Source organism: Halomonas sp. GXIMD04776 (assembly GCF_049808615.1).
Taxonomy (GTDB): domain Bacteria; phylum Pseudomonadota; class Gammaproteobacteria; order Pseudomonadales; family Halomonadaceae; genus Modicisalibacter.
Genome location: NZ_JBNCAN010000011.1, coordinates 106,487 through 126,907, shown reverse-complemented (window position 1 = coordinate 126,907; position 20,421 = coordinate 106,487). Strand labels below are relative to the sequence as shown.

The following is a 20,421-nucleotide window of genomic DNA, read 5'->3' as shown; positions in this document are numbered from 1 at the left end:
GACTATATTGAGGGCTTTTATAACAGCCAACGGCTGCACAGTGGCCTGGGCTATCGGACTCCGTTAGAGTTCGAAGAGATTAGCTGATGGAGCGTGTCCATTTTATTGGGGGAACTCCACATGAGATTGAAGCGACAGGAGTTTTTTTCCCGCACTGATTTTTACAGTTGAGGAATTTTGGCTTCGTGGAATAAATGTAATACTTTGGAACTTGCGATGACGTCAGAGTGTCACTGCGATTGCCAGCTGTGTCGAGACCGACGGCGGCCTGTTCGGCAATAGCCGCTACCGACGCGACGAGGTCAACGACCTGCGCGCGGTGGACAGTCAGTTTGAAAGCGGCGGCAACCTCGCCTGGCAGTCTTCCAAGGGCGGGGATCGCCGCCGACCCGGCTCTGGCTCAAGCCCTTCCTTTGAAGTGATCATCAATAGTGCTACATTTGTGTTGATAATTAACACAGGGGGGGTTAAGCCATGCCTAGAACAACGAGTATCACAATCGGCCCACAACTCGATGACTTTGTGGGGAAATTGATTGAGTCAGGACGCTACGGTTCAACCAGTGAAGTCGTGCGCTCGGCCTTGCGGTTGCTCGAACGTCAGGAAAATCAAACGGCAGCGCTGAGAAGCGTTGTTGAGGCTGGGGAGCTAAGCGGAGAAAGTGACCTGTCTCTGCGCGACATTGCCGCTCAGGTGAAACAGAAACACCATGTATAAATTGTCCAACCTGGCGGCAGAGGATTTCTCAGCTATTTACGAGTATACCTTGCTTAACTTTGGGGTGCGCCAGGCCGACGCTTATACGGATGATCTCGAGAACATCTTTCGTCTCTTGGCCAGCTCTCCGCTCCTGGGACAGGAGTGCCCGGAAATCGCAGAAGAAGTTCGCCGTCATGATCATCAGCGGCATGCTATTTTTTACCGGCGACGTAGCCAAGATGTCTTTATCTTGAGAATACTCCATCAGCAGATGGAATCAATGAGGCATTTTTTTGAGCTTTGAGGCGGCCTGATCAGTGCACGTGATCGCCTGGAGCTGAACGCCCGGCATGTCCATGCCGAATCCCACGAGTTATGCAGCGGTAACCTCTTTTAAGTCCCCTCTGTTGTGATTCAATCCCGGTATTACCAATCGAGTTCTTCCACCGGTAAGTCCTCTGAATTCATGCTGTCCATGTTCGGACATTCGATGCGCCGAACGACATGACTTCACGCTTACCAGGAAACGAACATGAATCGGAAAACGACAGCCTTACCGGCCCGCGCGCTGGGGCAGGGCTTTTCTGTCTCGGCGATTGGCTATGGCGCCATGGGGCTCAGCGAATTCTATGGCCCGTCGGACGATACCCAGTCTCTAAGGATGCTGGAAGAGGTAGCCGAGGCCGGCGTGACCCTGATCGATACGGCGGATATGTACGGTCGCGGGCACAACGAGACGCTGATCGGTCGCTTCCTCGCCGCTCGAGGCTCGGCCGTGGACTCGATCAGAATCGCCACCAAATGCGGTATCGATCGGCCCAAGGATGCGGAATACGCACGGGGTATCAACAATCATCCCGAGTATATCCGCGCCTGTTGTGAAGCCTCGCTGAAGCGCCTGGGCGTCGAGCGAATCGATCTGTACTACATTCATCGGGTGGACCCGCATGCGGATATCACCGAGACCATGGGGGCACTGAAGGGCCTGGTCGAGGAGGGCAAGGTCGCTCATGTTGGCCTGTGCGAGGTCTCCGCAGCCACCCTGGAAAAGGCCCATGCAGTGTATCCGATCACCGCGCTGCAAACGGAATACTCGCTGTGGACAAGGGATGTCGAGCAGAACATTCTGCCCAAGGCCAAGGCGTTGGGAATTGGCCTGGTCGCTTACTCACCCCTGGGTCGTGGCTTTCTCACCGGTCGGATCAGTTCGACGCAGGAGCTGGCGGACGGCGATTTTCGGCGCAACAATCCCCGTTTCCAGCAGGATAACTTGGGACATAATCTGCAACTGCTCGAGACGGTCAAGACGATTGCCGAGCATCACGGGGCAACTCCCGGTCAGGTTGCGCTTGCTTGGTTGTTGGCTCAAGGAGATCGCATCGTGCCCATTCCAGGCACGCGGCGCTCGCGCTATCTACAGGAAAATCTTGCTGCCGCACAGCTTGAGCTATCGGCAGAAGACAATAACGAGCTACACGAGGTGTTTGCGACAGACAGCGTTAAAGGCGAGCGTTATGGGGAAGAGGGTATGAAAGGGGTGAATGCCTGAGCGTCAACAGTCGCAAGTAGCCTGTTCACCACATCGAGTACCGCATCATTTTGCTCACCGGCGCGCCAGATCAGATGAATATCCATGCTCAGGCGCGTTTCGATATTGTCGGTGAGTGCTCGATACACCACACCGGTACGGCTGGCAGCTCGCATGGAGCTGGGTAGAAACCCCATCCCTTCGCCCGCGGCGATGCGGGCGAGTAGATCGATGTGTTCCTGGGGCTCCGGCTTGCGTGGCGCAGAAAAACCCATCTGATCGAACAGGACCTCGCAGCGATCATAAAAGGCGGGATTGTCGATCCGCGGAAACCAGAATAGCGGTATGTCCGCGATATCCTCCAAGTCGATGCGTTCCTTGTCGGTAGCGGCATGGGACGCCGGCAGCGCGACCATCATCCTGTCCTCGCCAATCTTCTGGCTCTTGAGGGCAGGGGACGCATCGGCGAAAACACCGACGATCGCCAGATCGATCTGCGATGTCAGTAAGCGCTCGACGAGTCGCCTTGAGTAGGCGCGTTCCAGATGAATGCCATGATTGAATAACGGATCCGAGAGCAGAGCGTCGAGTGCGGTAAACTGACTAAAATCCATTACGCTGGTCAGGCCGAGCCGGATGCTTTCCTGCCGTTGACCTGCGCTGTCGCGTAACGATGCCACCGCCTCGCTCAATCCAACAAGTAACCGATGCGCTTCGTCGACGAAGTGCTTGCCGGTTGGCGTCAATGCAACCCGATGGGTATCGCGCTCGAACAACGCGATGCCCAGCAATGTCTCCAGGCTGCGCACCTGTCTCGAGAGCGGCGGTTGAGACATGTGCAGGCGCTCGGCTGCACGCCGAAAGTTGAGTTCCTCCGCCACGGCGACGAAGCACTGTAACTGCCGGATGGTCGGTAAGCGGTTGGAGAGTATCGACATGCTAGAATCGTTTCCCCGCTTTCATGGCAACCTGCGAGCTCATGGCTGATTTATTCTGGTACCAATACTTTTTCATCGGCCTGATCTTCGCCTGGAGTGGATTCGTCAGGACGAGCCTTGGCTTCGGTGGTGCCGTACTCTCCCTGCCGTTTCTTTTGCTGGTCCTGAACGAACCCTTGGTATTTTTGCCGCTGATCGCCGTTCATTTGATGATCTTCTCGAGCTGGATCGCCTGGCGCGGCCATCGGCAGGTAGTGGTTGCCGGTAACACTGCACAACGGTCCGAAAGTAACATCGACTGGCGCTATCTGATCAAGGCGCTGAAGATCATGATCGTCCCGAAACTGATCGGGGTCGTGGGACTGCTCACGCTGCCGGCGCAGCTCATGACAAGCATCATCTTCATTATTGTCATCGTCTACGCCATCAGCTACATACTCAACAAGCCGTTCTACAGCAAGAACACATACGTGGACTATGTGCTGTTGGCGCTCGGAGGGTACGTCAGCGGTACTTCACTGATCGGTGCGCCATTGATCGTGGCGGTATTTGCCTCCCATGTGGCCAAACACCAACTGCGCGACACGCTATTCGTTTTATGGTTCATCCTGGTGCTGATCAAGATGGTGTCCTTCGTCATTGCCGGTGTGGATCTGCAACTGATACATCATCTTTGGCTGTTGCCCTGCGCCTTCGTGGGTCATTTGGTCGGCGAGCGCGTGCATCACTACATGCTCTCGGCCGAGCCGGTTGTTTTCTTTCGCGTGTTGGGCAGCGTGCTACTCATCGTCAGTGTCCTCGGGCTTGTGCGTCCACCGGGTTGATCTTGCATGCAAGCAGCGCCCGGAATAACGTGCCCATCATCACCGGTTCGTCTCGAACAATGCTAAACCCCGCATCTTCCAACAGCGGTCGCGCCTGACGGGTGATGTCGGTAGCGAGGGCGCTGGTCACGAGATTGAGTGCGCGACGTCCCCAGCTTGCCGGGTGACTGTCGGCTTGAAACTTGTCCATCACGCATAACTGTCCATTGCTGGAAAGCACGCGATGCGCCTCAGAAAGCCCCCGAGTTGGATTCGGCATTACCGCTAAAATCAGATGCATGATCACCACGTCGAAGTGATCGTCGGGATAATCAAGCTGTTCCGCGTCCATTACCTGGGTGGTGAAGTCGAAGCCGAGTTTATCTGCCCGGGTTCGAAAACGCGCCACCATGGCTGGCGAAAGGTCGGTGCCGTGCAGTTCGATATCCCGTGGTAAATAGGGCAGATCTAGCCCGGTACCCGCGCCCAGGATCAACACCCGCTGCCCAGACGACCAATCTACCGCCTCAAGAGCCTTTCGCCGCGCACGACGAAAAACGCGATCCGCCACTGTATCGTAGACCGGCGCGTAAAGGTTGTAGCGCAGTCGGTTCCAAGCCGTGGTGTTGAACATGGCATCATCTCCCTAGGGCGCCCCGGCGACCGAGCATGGTCCGATCTAACCATATCCTGAGTGGAAGGTGGCGCCATCGCTATTTTTGGGGTGGCGAGTTTAAGTGTTTCACGACAAGGCATTGTGCTTTGCGATTATACTGCCGCGGGTCCGTTGGAAGCGGAAACTCACGCTAGCGGGAGAGGATCATGGGCCATAGCGGTAATCCCTTGCCTATCCCTGTAATTCCAGTATGTCTCCAAGCCGGTATGGCGGCTAGGTGACAGAGTCGATCAGGAAATCTTTTGCGTAACTACGTCAAGCCCCTTTTCCACAGCAAGTTCGTTCGCAACGTTGCGGTCGTTGCCAGCGGTACCGCGGGTGCTCAAGCCATTACGGTCGCTTTTTCTCCAATCATCACCCGCCTGTATGGTCCGGAAGCCTTCGGCGTGCTGGGTACCTTTACTGCCATGCTCGCGGTGGTAACGCCTTTGGCGGCGCTAAGCTATCCGATCGCCATCGTACTGCCCAAACAGGATGGCGATGCCATAGGCCTGGTCAAGCTGTCTTTGGGGATCGCGCTGGTGACCTCACTTCTCACCACGCTGATGCTATTAGTCTTCCGAGACCCCATTGTCAGTGTCTTCAATTTACAAGACGTAGGATCCTTCATGCTGCTGCTACCGTTGGCAATGCTGTCCGCGGCTTGCATGGCGATAGCCAGTCAGTGGGTAATCCGCAAGAAGCTGTTCAAGCTCAAAGCCAAGGTGTCAGTATTGCAGGCATTGTGGATAAATGGTGCAAAAGCCGGGATCGGTCTAGTCACACCCGTGGCAGCGGTGCTAGTAATACTCGCTACCTTGGGGAGTGCACTTCATGCGTTAATGCTCTATAAAGGGATTAGAACCAAGAGGGCGGATCGTTTCGTCGATGATCAGGCTGTCCCGTTAGAGAGTCCAGCGTCGTACAAGGCACTGGCATTGCGCCACCGGGATTTTCCCTATTACCGCGCCCCCCAAGTTTTTCTCAATGCTGTCTCTCAAAGCCTGCCGGTATTGATGTTGGCCAGTTTTTTTGGTCCGGCGGTAGCCGGTTTCTACTCGTTAGGGAAAATGGTGTTGGGTGTTCCCTCGACCTTGATAGGCCAATCAGTTGCCTCCGTTTTTTATCCCCGAATCAATGAGGCTGCGCATGCTGGAGAAAATACTCAGCGACTAATTTTAAAAGCGACGCTGGCACTGGCTGCTGTTGGAATAGTGCCTTATGGGGTAATAGTAGCATTTGGCCCATGGCTATTTTCCTTCGTGTTTGGTGATGAGTGGAAGATAGCAGGCGTATATGCCCAATGGCTTGCGCTATGGTCATATTTTGGCTTCATGAATAGGCCCAGTGTCGGTGCCATTCCGGTTCTCGCATTACAAGGTTTTTTTCTTTTTTATGAGATAGCAAACGTCGTATTAAGGGCCTTAGGGTTATTTTTAGGTTTTTTCATTTTTGAAAGCGCACTGATGGCAATAGTTATGTTCAGTATTGTCAGCGTTATTTTGAATGCTTTGTTAATATTTTCGACGCTGATAGCTGCGAAGAAGCATGATGGTTCCAAGGAGGAATCATGAGTGATTTTTTGTTCGTTTCTAAACGAGTGAAACAAGAAAAATTGTCTCGCTGCTTGAATGAGATCTATCAAACAGGCGAGGTCGAAAGTATCGAGTTTCACGGTGCCTGGGGTTCTCTTGCTGTCAGCCAGTCGCAGTACAACGGTTTTGATCCGTTGATTACCGAGCGCTACATATGTGCAGTCATTGGTGGGCCAGTGCTTTATTTTCGAGATAATCGTTTCCTTTCGGAAGGAAGTAGCCAGACTGGTACCCGCGCAATATTTGATCGGTGGTTTAATGGTGAGATGGATTGGAGCGAAGACCTCAGTGGTCCCTTTGTGGTACTCATCATAGATCAATTATCTCATGAGGTTCTCTGTGTTACCGATCTGATGATGTTCATCCCGATTTATCAATATCAGGATACACAGGGTGTTGCCATTGGCACCCATATCGACGCACTTGCCAAGGCTTGTGGTCAGCAAGGTCAATTTGATGAGGTATCACTGGCGGACTTTATACTGCACGAGGTCGTGACTTACCCTTATACGGCCTATCGTGCCATTCGTCAGGGGCATCCTGCGGCAGAGCATCGGTACCGCATTGAGCATCATGCACGAGTATTACAAGCCCAACCGCCAATGCCATACTGGATGCCTAGCGAAAATAATCCATACCGAGATCTGGATGAGGCCGCTAACGTACTCAAGGAAGGAGTTACGAGTTATGTTGGCCATATCACCGAGTCAATGGATCGTGTGGCGCAGTTCACCAGCGCTGGTGAAGATTCCCGCGCATTATCTGGGATAATCCCCCAAAGGATAGAGCGTGATGCTTTTATCTTTCTAGATCACATGAATCGGGAAGGTGAAATCGCAGGAAAAGTAGCAGCGGCTTATGGTGCTAATTTTTATCCGAGTTTTCGTAGCTCCGTGCACTATATCTCTATTCTTCCGGAAGCCTCGTCTCTTATAGGAAGTGGCCATCAATATGTACATGCGCATTCCCTGGGGTTTAACAGGAAGTGTCGTCTGGCGGATTACAAGGCAGTCTTTGGCGGATATCTTGCAGATTCGCTCATCAAGGCACAGTATGCCCGTAAGCCCAGCGTCATGCGTCGCTTCGGTTTCATTCCGCAGGTTGGTCTAGAGGGCGAGTCACGCAGTGATGCAGTCACAAGCCCGCTATTCTCAGAAAAACTACTGGATGAGCTCACGCAGCGTCGACGTAATCATTTGAATCGTATTCAGGCATTCAGGCCGACAAGTGCCCATGAGTGGTTTGTGCTCTGGCCGATGACGATGAGATTGGCGATACCTAATTTCTATAGCAATCGCCGCTTGTTTGCGAGCTTTGAACCTTTCATGTCGAAGGATGCCGTCAAGGTGGGCGCCGGTATTCCCACCGAATGGAAACTGAACCGACGCTTATTCAACAAGGCTTTCCGTCCTTTTCTGGCCAAGACGCGCTGGTTACATCATGCGGATGGACGTCTTCCCTATTATCCATGGTATGTGAATTCACCGATACAGTTTGCTACCTGGCTTTACCGCCAAGTAGAGAGACGCCTAGGATTGCAAGAAAAGGGGCATCAAGGCCCATGGGGTGACTGGTTGAATGTCATAAAAAGCTCAGAGTGGCAAGAGGCGGTCGATAAGGCATTGCACGAAGCGGAAGGTCTACCTGAAATTCAACAGGCGATACGGCAGGGTGCTCTTTCAGGAAGTGATCTGAAGATCTCACAAAAAGCAAACTTGTTGCAGACTGTCTACTTAGTTGATAGCACGAAAAGGAGTGAAAAAGAGCGGGAAGGGCTGAAATACTAAATTAGGAAATGTTCAAGATGTGGCGGCCTTCTGTGGCGAAGGACTTCCCATCGTCGCTGAAATCCCCCCGGTCTGTAGTCGACGTTATATAGCATCACAACATGGCGCGACTGGACTATTCTCTTGGAAAGACACCACGAATCGCGGCTATCAGCGCTATGTGGTCGGTGATTTTCCAGGAGTTCTCGATGAAAATATCTCCACTCTCGATTTCGATGGTACTGGCATTGCCAGTGATCGCTTCCAGTCAGGTCGCTTGGGCAAGCTATGCATTCTATGTAGGCAAGAACCTGACGCAAGATCAGAGCGTGCTCGTGGGTGGTACCGGTGAAGAGGTCTCCAGTCACTGGCTCGAGATCGTTCCGGCAGCCGATCATGAATCCGGTTCGACAATCGAGGTGGGCGTCACCGATGCGGCGTACCTTCCGGGTCGGTTGATCGAGATATCCCAGGTCTCGCATACGTTTCGCTATCTCTCCATGTCCTACTCCGATTACGAGGGCTTCCCGGCGCCTCTGACCAACGGCGGGGTCAATGAACATCAGGTGGCGGTGCGCGATGTCTGGGCGACCAATCGTGAAGCGTTGATCGACATGACGCCGTCTCCACAGCGAGGTCCACAATACAGCGATCTTGCCCGGCTGGTGCTGGAATGTGCCAAGACCGCTCGCGAGGGCGTCGAATTGATCGGTGAACTGATTGCCGAACATGGCTATTCGACCTACGGTGGTAATACTCATTTGATTGCCGACCCCGACGAGGGCTGGGTGGTCTGGGAGTTCGCCGGTGGTCAAGGGCTATGGGCCGCCGAACGGTTAGGCCCGGATGACGTCCGGGTGCTCTATCCAGGCTACATCGAAGAATTTCCTCTCGATTATCAACAGAATCCGGATTTCATGGGATCGGACAACCTGATCACCTTTGCTGAGCAGCAGGGCTGGTTCGATTCTCAAGCCGACGAGCCCTTCAATATCTTCGAGGTTTACGGTCGTCAGGATACCCAGGCACGCACAGGCGGCTACAAGTATATGACCCAGGCCGCCCTGGAGGAGGCCGCCAAGGAGATGGCGCCGGTCACCGAACAAGAGATGATGGCGCGCGTGCGGGATCATCGCATCGCCGATGATGAGGCAGGCTACGGCCAGGTGGTCAGTCTCAAGCAGGGCGTGGACGCGGATCTGGTACGTATATGGGTGGCGCCGACCGGATCGGTTGCGGCACCGTTTCTGCCCTGGTGGCTGGGGGTGCAGCAGGTGCCCCTGGAATATGGTCAGCATCGTTACCTGACCAAGGGCGCAGCCGCTAGCTTTCTCAATCCTGATTTTCAGATTCAGGAGGCCAGCGACTTCGCCGGCCGGCGCTTCAAGCAGGTGATGTATCTGATGTGTGAGAAGCCCGCTGTCTATCGTCCCAAAGTGACCGAAATGCTCGAAGGGTTCGAGCAGGCGAGCTTCGATGACATGGCGTGGATCGAACGTTCCGCGCAGACCCTGATCGATCAAGGACAGCGTGAGGACGCTCAGACACTGCTGACCTTCTATGCCAACAGCCGCGCCGAGGAGGCGATGGACCTGGGCGAGACACTGGTGGACTGGCTTTATGTCTCATTGAAACTGACTTCGGGGCTGCGCCAGCCCGAGAGCGAACAGATCAATGACCCGGGTGGCGAAACGGTCAACTGCCTGGTCGATGCCGATCCCGTCAAGCCGCAGGATGCGCAGTAATTGCAAGCAGCGGATAACGAATGCGGTTCAGACGACTTGGCTGTCATTGAGCCGTCTACGCTTGTGCCACGGTATCGGTGATACCGCCCCTTCATAGCGCTGCACCCGTAATGACGCTGATCTGATCAGACGCCGCTTTTCATAATTCGTCGTCCCATCCCTGAAAGCCCGAACGGGCCGGTTTCTCTATACTCGAGGCATCAACCAATCCCTCAGGATGGAGAGTGACATGGCTTTTACCCCGACCCGCGAAGATTTCGATCGTTACATGGTGCCCAACTATGCGCCGCAGAAGGTGATTCCGGTACGCGGCGAGGGGAGCCGCCTATGGGATCAGGAAGGGCGTGAGTATGTCGATTTCGCCGGAGGTATCGCGGTCAACTCCCTGGGCCACTGTCATCCGGTGCTGGTCAACGCGCTCCGCGAGCAGAGCGAGAAACTCTGGCATCTGTCCAACGTCTATACCAACGAGCCGGCTTTGCAGCTCGCCAAGTCATTGACCGAGCGTACCTTCGCCGAGAAGGTCTATCTCTGCTCCTCCGGTGGCGAGGCCAACGAGGCGGCGCTCAAGCTGGCACGGCGCTGGGCCCACGACCATCATGGCGAACACAAGGACAAGATCATCTCCTTTCGCCAGTCGTTCCATGGACGCACCTTCTTCACCGTCAGCGTCGGCGGCCAACCCAAGTATTCCCAAGGCTTCGGCCCGGTACCCGGCGGTATCCTGCATGCGGAATTCAACAACCTCGACAGCGTGCGTGAACTGGTCGGTGACGACACCTGCGCGATCATGGTCGAGCCGATGCAGGGTGAGGGCGGCATCCTACCCGCCACCCAGGAGTTCCTCGAAGGATTGCGCACTCTGTGCGATCAGCACAACGCCCTGCTGATATATGACGAAGTACAGTCTGGCATGGGCCGCCCAGGCACGCTGTTCGCCTACATGCGCTACGGCGTGACCCCGGACATCCTGACCAGCGCCAAGTCCTTGGGCGGCGGCTTCCCGGTGGGTGCGATGCTGACCACCGAGGCCATCGCCAAGGTCTTCGGTATCGGTACCCACGGCTCCACCTACGGCGGTAACGCCTTGGCCTCCGCCGTCGCCCTGGCTGCCCTCGAGACCATCGACACTCCCGAGGTGCTTGAGGGCGTACAGCGCCGGCATGAGCTGTTTCGCGAGCATCTCGGCATGATCAACAGCAAGCATGGTGTGTTCAAGGAAGTACGCGGCATGGGCCTGCTGATCGGTGCGCAGATGGCGCCAGAATATGAAGGGCGCGCCAAGGAAATCCTGCCGCTGGCCATCGAAGAGGGTGTCATGGCGTTGATCGCCGGCCCCAACGTATTACGTATGGCCCCGTCGCTGGTGATTCCCGAAGAAGACATCGTCGAGGGCATGGCTCGGCTCGAGCGGGCCATCACGCGTTTTGTCGAGAACGCATGACCTGGATGTTCGATCATACGTCTCATAAGGGGAATGCCATGCTGGTTTTTCGACCCGCCAAGCCTGCGGACCTGCCCGGCCTGGAACGCTTGGCCGGCTCCGCCACACCGCGCCTGACCAACCTCCCCGCCCATCGCGATCGTCTTGAGGAGCGCATTACGCGCTCCCAGCAGGCGCTTGCCAAGTACGTCGATTTTCCCGGCGACGAAAGCTATACCTTCGTGCTCGAGGATCGCGAGCGCGGCGAGGTGGTAGGTACCGCCTCCATCCGCGCTCAGGCCGGGGCTCAGGAGGCCTATTACACCTATCGACAGGAGACGTTGATTCACGCCTCGCAGCAGCTCAACGTGCGCCGCGAGGTACAGACCCTGGCGCTTTCTCATGAAGTCTCCGAGGCCAGCCTGCTATGCGCCTTGTCTCTCGATGCTCGCTATAAGGGCACCAGCGCCGAAAGCCTGCTGCGCCGGGCACGCCTGATGTTCATCGCCCAGTATCCGGAACGCTTCGCCGAGATTCTCGCGCTGGCATTCCCAGGCTATCTTGACGGTAACGGTGAATCGCCCTTCTGGAACAGCGTGGGGCGTCATTTTTTCGTGCGCGGCTATCAAGACATCAATCACTTTGCCGGTGTGCGCTCGAAAAGCTTCATCGCCGAGGTGATGCCGCAGTTTCCGCTTTATCTGCCGTTGCTTACGCCTCAGGCCCAGGCCGCCATTGGCCGCGAACACCCGGATCATGAAGTGGCCATGAGCGAGATGCTGGCCGAAGGTTTCGTACGCTCGCGGCATGTCGATATCTTCGATGCGGGTCCGGTGATCAAGGCCGAGCGGGACCGGCTGGAGACCTTCCGGCGCAGTATCTGGCATCCAGTGCGCATTCGTCCGGCGGCGTCGTTGCCGGATGCGGAGCCGGCAATGGTCGCCAATCAGAAGCTGGATGGCTTTCGCTGCATGGTGACGCGCTATGCGTTATCGCCGACTGGCCAGCTGATGCTGTCACCGGAACACGCCGAGTTATTGGGGGTGGAAGAAGGACGAGCGGTACTGGCTGCGCCGCTGACGCTTCCCGCCCATGAAGACATCCTCGACGAGGGGGAACTCTGATGCGCATTCGACCCATCGCCCGCGACGACCTGGATGGATTACAGCAACTGGCCCGGGAGACCGGTGTCGGCTTCACGTCGCTTCCCGACAATCGTGACTTTTTGGCCAGCAAGATCGAAGGCGCGGCCCGGGCCTTCGAGGAGCGCACGCCGATCGACAATCGCCTGTATTTCTTCGTGCTGGAAGACGATGAGAATGGCGAGCTGGCCGGCTGCTGCGCCATCGAAGGGCAAGTGGGCCGGGAAGTGCCGTTTTACCACTATCGGGTCGGTACCCTGGCCCATTCCTCGGTGCAGCTCGATCTGCATCGCACCATCGACACGCTATTCTTGAGCTCGGATCACACCGGTGACGCGGAGGTGGCGTCGCTCTATCTGCGTCCCGAGTATCGTCAGAATCGTAACGGCGCCTTGCTGTCCAAGGCGCGCTGGCTGTTCATGGCCCAGTTCCGCGACCAGTTCCCGGACAAGGTGCTGGCGGAGATGCGCGGCGTGTTCGACAAGAACGGCATCAGCCCTTTCTGGCAATGTTTGGGTAGCCATTTCTTTCCCATGGATTTCGACGAGGCGGATCGTCTCACCGGCATGGGGCAAAAAAGCTTCATCGGCGAACTGATGCCCAAATTCCCCATCTACACGCCTTTCCTGACCGAGGAAGCGCGGGCCTGCATCGGTCAGGTGCACGAGCACACCCGTCCGGCCCTGGAAATGCTCAAGAAGGAGGGCCTGCGTTGGGAAGGCTATATCGATATCTTCGATGGTGGTCCTACGGTGGAGGCCTATATCGACGACGTGCGTGCGGTGCGTCTGTCGACGCTGTGTCCGGTCGAGATCGCGTCGAATCTTGAAAGTAGCGAACGCCCTGGCTGGCTGGTGTCGACCACCGCCATGGTCGATTTTCGCGCCGCCTGGGTGGGTCGCGGCCCGAGTGAGGATGGCACCTTGTCACTGACCAGAGAAGAAGCACGGCGGCTCGATGTCAACGCCGGCGATTTCCTGCGCGTATTGGAAACATAGGAGGTAAGGATGCACGCCAAGCAGCAACTACTGATCGGTGGTACCTGGATCGACGGCGAGGCGGACACCTTCGCCAAGCGCGATCCGGTGACTCATGAGACGCTCTGGCAGGCCAGCGCCGCCAGCTCGGCTCAGGTCGGACAGGCCGTGACTGCCGCTCGCGAGGCGTTTCCTGCCTGGGCACGGCGCAGCGCCAGCGAGCGTCAGACGATCATCGAGCGCTTCCGCGATGAGCTTGAGAAGAACCGCGAGCCCCTTGCCGAGTGCATTGCCCATGAGACCGGCAAGCCGCTGTGGGAGGCGCGTACCGAAGTCGGCGCGATGATCGGCAAGGTCGCCATTTCGGTGACTGCCTACCAGGAACGCACCGGCGAACGCAGCCGTGACGTGGCGGGGGCGCAAGCCGTACTGCGTCATCGTCCGCATGGCGTGCTGGCGGTGTTCGGCCCCTACAACTTCCCCGGCCATCTGCCCAACGGCCACATGGTGCCGGCGCTGCTGGCCGGCAATACGGTGGTGTTCAAGCCCAGCGAACAAACCCCGATGACCGCGGACCTGACCCTGCAGTGCTGGCAGGCCGCCGGCTTACCGGACGGCGTGATCAATCTGGTGCAGGGGGCGGCCCCCGTTGGCCAGGCGCTGGCCGGCGCCAGCGATATCGACGGCCTGCTGTTCACCGGCAGTGCCAAGATCGGCAAGTTGCTGCACGAGCAGTTTGCCGGTCAGGTCAGCAAGATCCTGGCCCTGGAGCTGGGTGGCAACAATCCGTTGGTGGTCAAGGACGTGCCCGACCAGGCCGCCGCCGTACTGACCATCCTGCAATCGGCATTTCTCTCCGGTGGCCAGCGCTGCACTTGCGCGCGCCGCCTCATCGTGCCCGAGGGCGAGGTGGGCGATCGCTTGCTCGAGGCACTCAGCGATGCCATTGCCAAGCTACATGTTGCTGCGCCCTTCAGCGAGCCGGCACCGTTTTATGGTGGCTTGGTCAGCGTCGAGGCGGCGGATGGGTTGCTCAGGGCCCAGGACGACCTCGAGGCCAAAGGTGGCACGGTGCTGTCACGCATGCAGCGCCTGGAAGAGGGCACCAGCATTCTCAGCCCGGCATTGATCGACGTCACCGGTCTCGAGGTGCCCGACGAGGAGCACTTCGGTCCGCTGCTCAAGGTGCATCGCTATCGCGACTGGGACGAGGCTATCGCGCTTGCCAACGACACCCGCTATGGCCTCTCCGCCGGCCTGATCGGCGGCGAGCGGGCGGACTGGGAGGATTTCCTGCTGCGTATTCGCGCCGGCATCGTCAACTGGAATCGCCAGACCACCGGCGCCTCCGGTGACGCGCCCTTTGGTGGCATCGGCGACAGCGGCAACCATCGCCCGAGTGCTTATTACGCCGCGGATTACTGCGCTTATCCGATCGCTTCGATGGAGGCCGAGACCCTGGCACTGCCCGACACCCTGCCGGCAGGGGTGACATTATGAAGGAGACTGTGAGCGACGTGCGCGAGGTCAATTTCGACGGCCTGGTTGGCCCGACCCACAACTACGCGGGGCTTGCCCACGGCAACGTGGCCTCGATGCGCCACGGCGGTTTGGAATCCGATCCGAAAGAAGCCGCGCTTCAAGGCCTGGCCAAGATGAAGGCGTTGAAGGATGCCGGTTTTGCCCAGGGCGTGCTGCCGCCTCAGCAGCGCCCGGATCTTGGCGCGCTGCGCGATCTCGGCTTCTCGGGCAGCAACGCCCAGGTGCTCGAGCGTGCCGCTCATGAAGCGCCCCAGTTGCTGCGGGCGGTGTGTTCGGCATCAAGCATGTGGACGGCCAATGCCGCCACCGTGACGCCGAGCCGGGATGCCGTGGACGGACGGGTACATTTTACCCCGGCCAACCTGCAGTCGAGCTTCCATCGCTTCCTCGAACCGCAGACCACCGGGCGTGTGCTCGCGGCGATCTTCCGCGACGAGGCGCGCTTTGCTCATCATCCGGTATTGCCGGCGACGCCGGCGTTCTCCGACGAGGGGGCGGCCAATCATACCCGGCTTGCCGCGACCCATGGCGAGGCCGGTGTTCATCTCTTTGTCTATGGGCGTCAGGCCTTTGGTGGCGCCGATCGGAAGGAGCCCAAGCGCTTCCCGGCGCGCCAGACCCTGGAGGCCAGTCAGGCCATTGCCCGCCAGCATGGCCTGAATGACGCCCAGACGGTGTTCGCCCAGCAGCATCCGGAGGCCATCGACGCCGGCGTGTTCCACAACGACGTGATCGCGGTGGGCAACGGCCCGGTGTTGCTCTACCACGAGATGGCCTTCTTCGAGGAAGAACGGACCTTGGAAGCGCTGCGCAGCAAGATGGCCGCACCGCTTATTCCGGTGCGCGTACCGCTCGAGGCCATGAGCCTGGAAGATGCGGTGAGTTCGTATCTGTTCAACTCCCAGTTGCTCTCTGACCCGGATGGCTCCGGCGCCATGACCCTGGTCGTCCCCGGCGAATGCCAGGAAAACGATGCGGTGTGGCGCACCATTCAGGACCTGCTGCTGGGCGGCAACAACCCGATTGGTGAGGTGGTGGTCAAGGACGTCAAGCAAAGCATGCGCAACGGCGGCGGCCCGGCCTGTCTGCGCCTGCGAGTGGTGCTAAGTCAGGCGGAGCGCTCGAATCTGTCCGGCCGCGTGCTGCTTGACGACACGCTCTACGGCGATCTCACTGCCTGGGTGGAAAAGCACTACCGCGACCGTCTGACGCCGGAAGACCTTGCCGACCCGCAGCTTGCCGAGGAAACCCTGACGGCGCTGGACGAACTGACGCAAATTCTCGCGATTGGCAACGTCTATCCATTTCAGTTGGGGTGAGTGAATATCACTAGAATGGTTCGCCCATGCCCAGATATGCGGGCATGGGCGATTACGTAAACCAGTCCAACGGGTCAGCGCGGTAGTTCACTCGATGGTTGGCTGATGCATTGATCGAAGACGGTGATCATCGCTGCGCAGTCGCAGTGGTAAGCTGCATCGACTGTCATGGGGCCTGATACGGACTGGTTTCACACAGCGTACGGCTAAAGAGTCGCGTGTCCAAGCAAACCTACCTGCGTGACTCCCCCTCATCTGAATGATGAGAATATCGAGCGCGGGCTATTCCAGCCCGGTCAAGAACACCCTTATGCCAGCTACCCGATTCTGACCGAGGATGCCGCCGGAGCGGTCACTACCGCGGCATAAAGCCTCACGCAGCCTGACATAGATGATACGTGCCGCCCATTCACTCACCAGCCTGCCGATCGCTTGGCGGGCTGGGTGGCTTGAACTTCCTGTCGACTAGAACGTCGCAACCCGGTTTACGGCATCCGGCTAGAGAGCGATGCGGGAAAATTGCCCCCGAGGTGACGGGGGCGTGGGGAGTTAAATACGGCCGATCAGTTCCAATTCATCCTTCAGGTCTGCGGGAACGTCTTCAAGCAGTACCAGGCTGATTTGGCTGTCACCGTTATTGTCGTAGGCAACATACTCACCGAGGTCGGCGCTGATCTGGTCCGGGGACAGGTTGTACATTGCCCCGGTCAGCGGATCGACCACCAGCCAGCCGATCAGGCCGCCGAACAGGATATTGCCACCGATGTACCAGCCGTTGGGCGTGGCGTTGATCATCAGAGTGCGCTCTTCGTAACCTTCCTTGGAGATTTCGACGGTATAGGTCTTGCCTCCAAAATAGGAACCATCGGATTTGTTGAGCTGAACCGTGGTCGGTGTCTGGCCAGCGAAGATCTGATTGCTGGTTTCGTCGGTGATGACCACATCGGCGTTGGAGGGCGAACTGTTGATGGTCACGGTTTGATCTTTATCGCCAACGATGGTGGCGCAGCCTGACAGCGCAAGAGCGCCTATCGCGGCAATGACGGCTTTGTTGAGTTTCATTGTGTTCCTGCTTGAAGTTGTGTGATGACGATCCTGCTTGCCGGGAGCAGACTAAAGGAAGAGTTCAATTAATAATTGCTTAATAAAGGGCGTGTTCCGATGGTTTTTCGGGGATTGAGATGGGGTGTATTTCGATTGACTTCTTACAAGCTGGCATGCGTTCGGCGAGGGTATTCAAATGCCGCATCGCTGAGGCACAACACATGATCAAGACCTTTGAAATACGTCGATTTCTGCCCGGCTCACCCCACCCTGGATTCTCGAGATCGGTAGCGTTTATCCGTTCCAACTGGGGGGAAGTGAGCCTTTAGCTTCCACGCGGGCCAAACAGAATCACCCCGGCGCCGACCAGGCAGATGCCGGCGCCGAGCATATCCCAACGATCCGGGGCGCGATGTTCGACCAGCCACAGCCAGAGCAGCGACGTGGCGATGTAGATGCCGCCGTAAGCCGCATAAGCGCGGCCGGCATAATCCGTGTCAATCAGGCTGAGCAACCAGGCGAACAGTGCCAGGCTGGCTAGCCCCGGTAGCAACCACGCCATCGATTTATCGAGCCGCCACCAGGCCCAGAAGGTGAAGCAGCCGGCAATCTCGGCCAGGGCCGCGGCCAGGTAGAGTATCAATGGCGTCATCTATGACTTTCCAAATGCTCGGCAACTGGGTGTTGGCATTCAAGAAGAAATCGTAATGAGTGCCGTCAGATCGTCACTGCAACTGAAGCGTACGGTTTCACCTCTTTCGTTGTAATGTGCAAGTCCACCGCGTTCAGCGCAGTATTCCAAGGCGATATCGTAGGGATGCTTTCCCGCCGGTGCGGCTCGGGATATCTCCTGGGCCTCGGCCGTCATGCTCAGGGCGGCGGTGCTTGTAAACGCCAGCAAGGTCATCACGATAGTGGGCATGGCTGTATGTTCCGCGTGTCTTTATTACTGAAGGCCATCGTATCATTGCCGGGTTCGGTGTAAGACATGACAAGGAATGAATCCATGATCGAAACCCTGGAAATACGTCGGCTCCTGCCGGGCTCGCCTCATCTGTTGATGGTAGGCAAGTGGCAATACGAGCAGTGGGGCAGCCTGTACCCGGAAACCTCTCAGGAAGCCTGGCAGGAAGAATTGCATCGGGAATGTGGTGCCCGTGGAGTTCCCGCGGTATTCCTTGCGCTGGCAGAGGGGCGGCCGGTCGGCACCGCAAGCCTGGTGAAAGCGGACATGGAGGTACGTCGCGATCTCAGCCCCTGGCTGGCGTCGGTATTCGTACTGCCCGAGTGGCGCGGGCAGGGTATTGCCTCGCGGCTGGTCAGGTGTGTAGAGGGTGAGGCCCAAGAAGTGGGAATGACAAGGCTCTATCTGTTCACGCCGGATCAACAAGCGCTTTATCGTCGATTGGGCTGGAAAGACAAGGAGACACTGGACTATCGCGGCATGAGCGTGACGATCATGATGCGTAGCCTCGCCACTTGAATGGCGAATCAGCGTTGTTACAACGCCACGGCATCACTTCTCTTCGAGGCCAAGCAAATATTCTTCCGGTGTCACGACCGGGATCGGCGAGCCGTCAAAATCACGCACATTACGCGACAGGATGGTGCTGCAATCCGAAGACTCCGCCGCAGCAGCCACGACCGCATCCTCGAAATCCGACCAGCCAAGCGCCTGAGCGCGTAGTAGCTCCGGTTTTCCCACAGAGGCTACAGTGAAGTGCTTCAACAGCCATTGGATAGCCTGAGCCGCGACGTTTCGGTTCTGGTGACGAGCGATGATGAAATGAATGGTCGTGATGGCATGAGCAGACAGCGCACCGGCAGTCTCGCGTCGAATTATTCTTTCTATTACCGCAGCCGATGCCCTGTAATGGGGTTCTCGACGTTGGATGACGTCCAGCACCACGTTGGTATCCAGCAGGATCATCCATGCTTCTCTTGTCGATGCTGGCGGTATTCGGCCTCGACATCCACATCGGATGGCACCAAGCCGGTGATGAAGTCCAGTTCGGGTGATGGCACGCTACTTTCCAGGGCGCGCATGCGTCTGAGATAGCGATCGATTACCTCGGTCACGCTCAAATCATGGGCCTTGGCATAGGCCTTGGCGAACTCCACGTCCTGGCGCGGCAGGCGGATGGTCAGCTTGACGGTCTCTGTTTGCATGCTGTGCCTCTGGTACGGCTATTATATGAATATTGTACGGCTAATGAGCCGCTTGACCAAATAAAATGCTGACTACACTGCCTGGAACCATCACGCCCTCCTCAAGGACTGCTTTGAAATGGGTGTGGCCAAAATGGCGTTACCGGTTATCATCGGTAGCGGTCAATCTGGCATGATGCCGCCGAAACAGGGCGATGAAATCCTGCGCCAATCGCGAGGCGGGCTGGTCCCGCGGCGTCAACAACGCGAAATCTTCGCCTAAAGAGGGTGAAAAGGGGCGCAGCGTCACGCCGTCACTGCCGAAGGCGCGGGCGCTGATGGGGTCGAGAATCGCCATCCCCAGGCCATGTCGCACTAGCCGGATCGCCTGCAAGGCCAGCGAGACCTCCAAGCGCTGCCGTGGCCGTACGTCCTCCCGATCGAGCGACCGGTCCAACGCCATGCGTAACGGATCATGCGTTTCGAAGCAGATCAGACACTCGCCGGCGAGATCGGCCAGGGTGATGGTCTCTTTTACCGCGAGGGGATGATCCTTGTGCAGGGCGCAGAGGCTTTCCAACCGAAAGGTTTCCCGATCCACGCGATCGTCATTCTCGGCCAGAATGGCGAAGCCCAGGTCGCAACGTTGAGTGATCACCTCTTCCACTACCTGCTCGGAGCGGTAGGTGGATAGCTCGATGTTGGCGTCGGGATGGACCGGCACGAAGTCCGCCAGCACATCGGGGATGAAGACCAGGCCCAGCAGGGGCATGGCACTGATGCGTAACCCGCCCACCTCTCTGTCACGAATGCGCCGTGCGGTTTCTTTGAGATGCTCGTTGCCGGTCCAGACTCGGGCCACCTCCCGGTAAAAAAGCCGTGCTTCCGGCGTCGGCACCAGCCGTCCACGCTGGCGCTCGAATAGCGTAAAGCCGATGTCATGTTCGAGTTGCTTGAGCAGCCGCGTGACGCCGGGCTGGGCGGTCAGCATGCGCTGGGCCGCGCCGGAGACCGTGCCGCACTCCATGACATGCTTGAAGGCCACGATCTGCCGATCGCTGAGATAAGGTTTTGGCATAACAATACGCTATAGGCTG

The 20,421-nt window shown here is 57.6% G+C and carries 23 protein-coding genes; 15 read left to right on the top strand and 8 right to left on the bottom strand.

Going from position 1 to position 20,421, the window contains the following annotated elements; genetic code table 11:
• Nucleotides 1–6: 6 nt before the first annotated feature.
• From ACPF7Z_RS09655 to ACPF7Z_RS09640, 4 genes are all read left to right on the top strand, one after another.
• On the top strand, nt 7–87 hold the full coding sequence (locus tag ACPF7Z_RS09655) for a hypothetical protein (protein WP_425193029.1): 81 nt from the start codon (nt 7–9) through the stop codon (nt 85–87).
• Between the two features lie 387 nt (nt 88–474).
• Nucleotides 475–717, top strand: a complete 243-nt coding sequence (locus ACPF7Z_RS09650) for a type II toxin-antitoxin system ParD family antitoxin (RefSeq protein WP_425193027.1) — start codon at nt 475–477, stop codon at nt 715–717.
• Entirely contained in the window at nt 710–1,003 is a 294-nt protein-coding gene (locus tag ACPF7Z_RS09645) for a type II toxin-antitoxin system RelE/ParE family toxin (RefSeq protein WP_425193026.1), read from the top strand. The genes ACPF7Z_RS09650 and ACPF7Z_RS09645 overlap by 8 nt, the downstream gene beginning before the upstream one ends.
• Nucleotides 1,004–1,231: 228 nt before the next feature.
• Nucleotides 1,232–2,248 (top strand): aldo/keto reductase, encoded by a 1,017-nt coding sequence (locus ACPF7Z_RS09640; protein WP_425193025.1) that lies wholly within the window; start codon nt 1,232–1,234, stop codon nt 2,246–2,248.
• Here ACPF7Z_RS09640 and ACPF7Z_RS09635 read toward each other — a convergent pair.
• On the bottom strand, nt 2,212–3,165 hold the full coding sequence (locus ACPF7Z_RS09635; protein WP_425193024.1) for a LysR family transcriptional regulator: 954 nt from the start codon (nt 3,163–3,165) through the stop codon (nt 2,212–2,214). The two genes, ACPF7Z_RS09640 and ACPF7Z_RS09635, sit on opposite strands and share 37 nt — an antisense overlap.
• Before the next feature lie 41 nt (nt 3,166–3,206).
• Here ACPF7Z_RS09635 and ACPF7Z_RS09630 point away from each other — a divergent pair, with 41 nt between their 5' ends.
• Entirely contained in the window at nt 3,207–3,989 is a 783-nt protein-coding gene (locus ACPF7Z_RS09630; protein ID WP_425193023.1) for a TSUP family transporter, read from the top strand.
• Here ACPF7Z_RS09630 and ACPF7Z_RS09625 read toward each other — a convergent pair.
• A complete protein-coding gene (locus tag ACPF7Z_RS09625) occupies nt 3,955–4,602 on the bottom strand; it encodes a class I SAM-dependent methyltransferase (RefSeq protein ID WP_425193022.1) in 648 nt (215 codons plus the stop codon). The genes ACPF7Z_RS09630 and ACPF7Z_RS09625 overlap by 35 nt on opposite strands.
• 284 nt (nt 4,603–4,886) lie before the next feature.
• Between ACPF7Z_RS09625 and ACPF7Z_RS09620 the strand changes: the two genes are divergently transcribed.
• From ACPF7Z_RS09620 to ACPF7Z_RS09580, 9 genes are all read left to right on the top strand, one after another.
• Complete coding sequence (locus ACPF7Z_RS09620; RefSeq protein ID WP_425193021.1) at nt 4,887–6,197, top strand: lipopolysaccharide biosynthesis protein; 1,311 nt, start codon at nt 4,887–4,889, stop codon at nt 6,195–6,197.
• Nucleotides 6,194–8,005 (top strand): hypothetical protein, encoded by a 1,812-nt coding sequence (locus tag ACPF7Z_RS09615; protein WP_425193020.1) that lies wholly within the window; start codon nt 6,194–6,196, stop codon nt 8,003–8,005. The genes ACPF7Z_RS09620 and ACPF7Z_RS09615 overlap by 4 nt, the downstream gene beginning before the upstream one ends.
• A 188-nt stretch (nt 8,006–8,193) precedes the next feature.
• The gene (locus tag ACPF7Z_RS09610; protein ID WP_425193019.1) at nt 8,194–9,729 is read left to right on the top strand and encodes a C69 family dipeptidase; all 1,536 of its coding nucleotides are present in this window, start codon (nt 8,194–8,196) and stop codon (nt 9,727–9,729) included.
• A gap of 229 nt (nt 9,730–9,958) precedes the next feature.
• Nucleotides 9,959–11,173: an aspartate aminotransferase family protein gene (locus ACPF7Z_RS09605; RefSeq protein ID WP_425193018.1), complete on the top strand. Its 1,215-nt coding sequence runs from the start codon at nt 9,959–9,961 to the stop codon at nt 11,171–11,173.
• A 38-nt stretch (nt 11,174–11,211) separates the two neighbouring features.
• Nucleotides 11,212–12,276, top strand: a complete 1,065-nt coding sequence (locus ACPF7Z_RS09600; protein ID WP_425193017.1) for an arginine N-succinyltransferase — start codon at nt 11,212–11,214, stop codon at nt 12,274–12,276.
• On the top strand, nt 12,276–13,292 hold the full coding sequence (astA, locus tag ACPF7Z_RS09595; protein WP_425193016.1) for an arginine N-succinyltransferase: 1,017 nt from the start codon (nt 12,276–12,278) through the stop codon (nt 13,290–13,292). The genes ACPF7Z_RS09600 and astA overlap by 1 nt, the downstream gene beginning before the upstream one ends.
• Nucleotides 13,293–13,301: 9 nt before the next feature.
• Nucleotides 13,302–14,771, top strand: a complete 1,470-nt coding sequence (gene astD, locus ACPF7Z_RS09590) for a succinylglutamate-semialdehyde dehydrogenase (protein ID WP_425193015.1) — start codon at nt 13,302–13,304, stop codon at nt 14,769–14,771.
• The gene (gene astB / locus ACPF7Z_RS09585; RefSeq protein WP_425193014.1) at nt 14,768–16,132 is read left to right on the top strand and encodes an N-succinylarginine dihydrolase; all 1,365 of its coding nucleotides are present in this window, start codon (nt 14,768–14,770) and stop codon (nt 16,130–16,132) included. The genes astD and astB overlap by 4 nt, the downstream gene beginning before the upstream one ends.
• Before the next feature lie 240 nt (nt 16,133–16,372).
• Entirely contained in the window at nt 16,373–16,501 is a 129-nt protein-coding gene (locus ACPF7Z_RS09580) for a hypothetical protein (protein WP_425193013.1), read from the top strand.
• A gap of 180 nt (nt 16,502–16,681) precedes the next feature.
• Here ACPF7Z_RS09580 and ACPF7Z_RS09575 read toward each other — a convergent pair whose 3' ends face one another.
• The 3 genes from ACPF7Z_RS09575 to ACPF7Z_RS09565 all read right to left on the bottom strand — a co-directional run bounded on the left by ACPF7Z_RS09575 (nt 16,682) and on the right by ACPF7Z_RS09565 (nt 18,098).
• Nucleotides 16,682–17,194, bottom strand: coding sequence for a hypothetical protein (locus ACPF7Z_RS09575; RefSeq protein WP_425193012.1), 513 nt, complete (start codon nt 17,192–17,194; stop codon nt 16,682–16,684).
• A 307-nt stretch (nt 17,195–17,501) separates the two neighbouring features.
• Entirely contained in the window at nt 17,502–17,828 is a 327-nt protein-coding gene (locus tag ACPF7Z_RS09570) for a YnfA family protein (protein WP_425193011.1), read from the bottom strand.
• Between the two features lie 39 nt (nt 17,829–17,867).
• Complete coding sequence (locus ACPF7Z_RS09565) at nt 17,868–18,098, bottom strand: hypothetical protein (protein WP_425193010.1); 231 nt, start codon at nt 18,096–18,098, stop codon at nt 17,868–17,870.
• A gap of 84 nt (nt 18,099–18,182) precedes the next feature.
• Between ACPF7Z_RS09565 and ACPF7Z_RS09560 the strand changes: the two genes are divergently transcribed.
• A complete protein-coding gene (locus ACPF7Z_RS09560) occupies nt 18,183–18,659 on the top strand; it encodes a GNAT family N-acetyltransferase (RefSeq protein WP_425193009.1) in 477 nt (158 codons plus the stop codon).
• Nucleotides 18,660–18,692: 33 nt separating this feature from the next.
• Here the strand turns inward: ACPF7Z_RS09560 and ACPF7Z_RS09555 are convergent, their stop codons facing one another.
• The 3 genes from ACPF7Z_RS09555 to ACPF7Z_RS09545 all read right to left on the bottom strand — a co-directional run bounded on the left by ACPF7Z_RS09555 (nt 18,693) and on the right by ACPF7Z_RS09545 (nt 20,402).
• Nucleotides 18,693–19,106: a type II toxin-antitoxin system VapC family toxin gene (locus ACPF7Z_RS09555; RefSeq protein ID WP_425193008.1), complete on the bottom strand. Its 414-nt coding sequence runs from the start codon at nt 19,104–19,106 to the stop codon at nt 18,693–18,695.
• Entirely contained in the window at nt 19,103–19,345 is a 243-nt protein-coding gene (locus tag ACPF7Z_RS09550; protein WP_048308645.1) for a DUF6364 family protein, read from the bottom strand. Before ACPF7Z_RS09550 ends, ACPF7Z_RS09555 begins: the two co-directional genes overlap by 4 nt.
• A 139-nt stretch (nt 19,346–19,484) precedes the next feature.
• Entirely contained in the window at nt 19,485–20,402 is a 918-nt protein-coding gene (locus tag ACPF7Z_RS09545; RefSeq protein WP_425193007.1) for a LysR family transcriptional regulator, read from the bottom strand.
• Between the last annotated feature and the right edge of the window lie 19 nt (nt 20,403–20,421).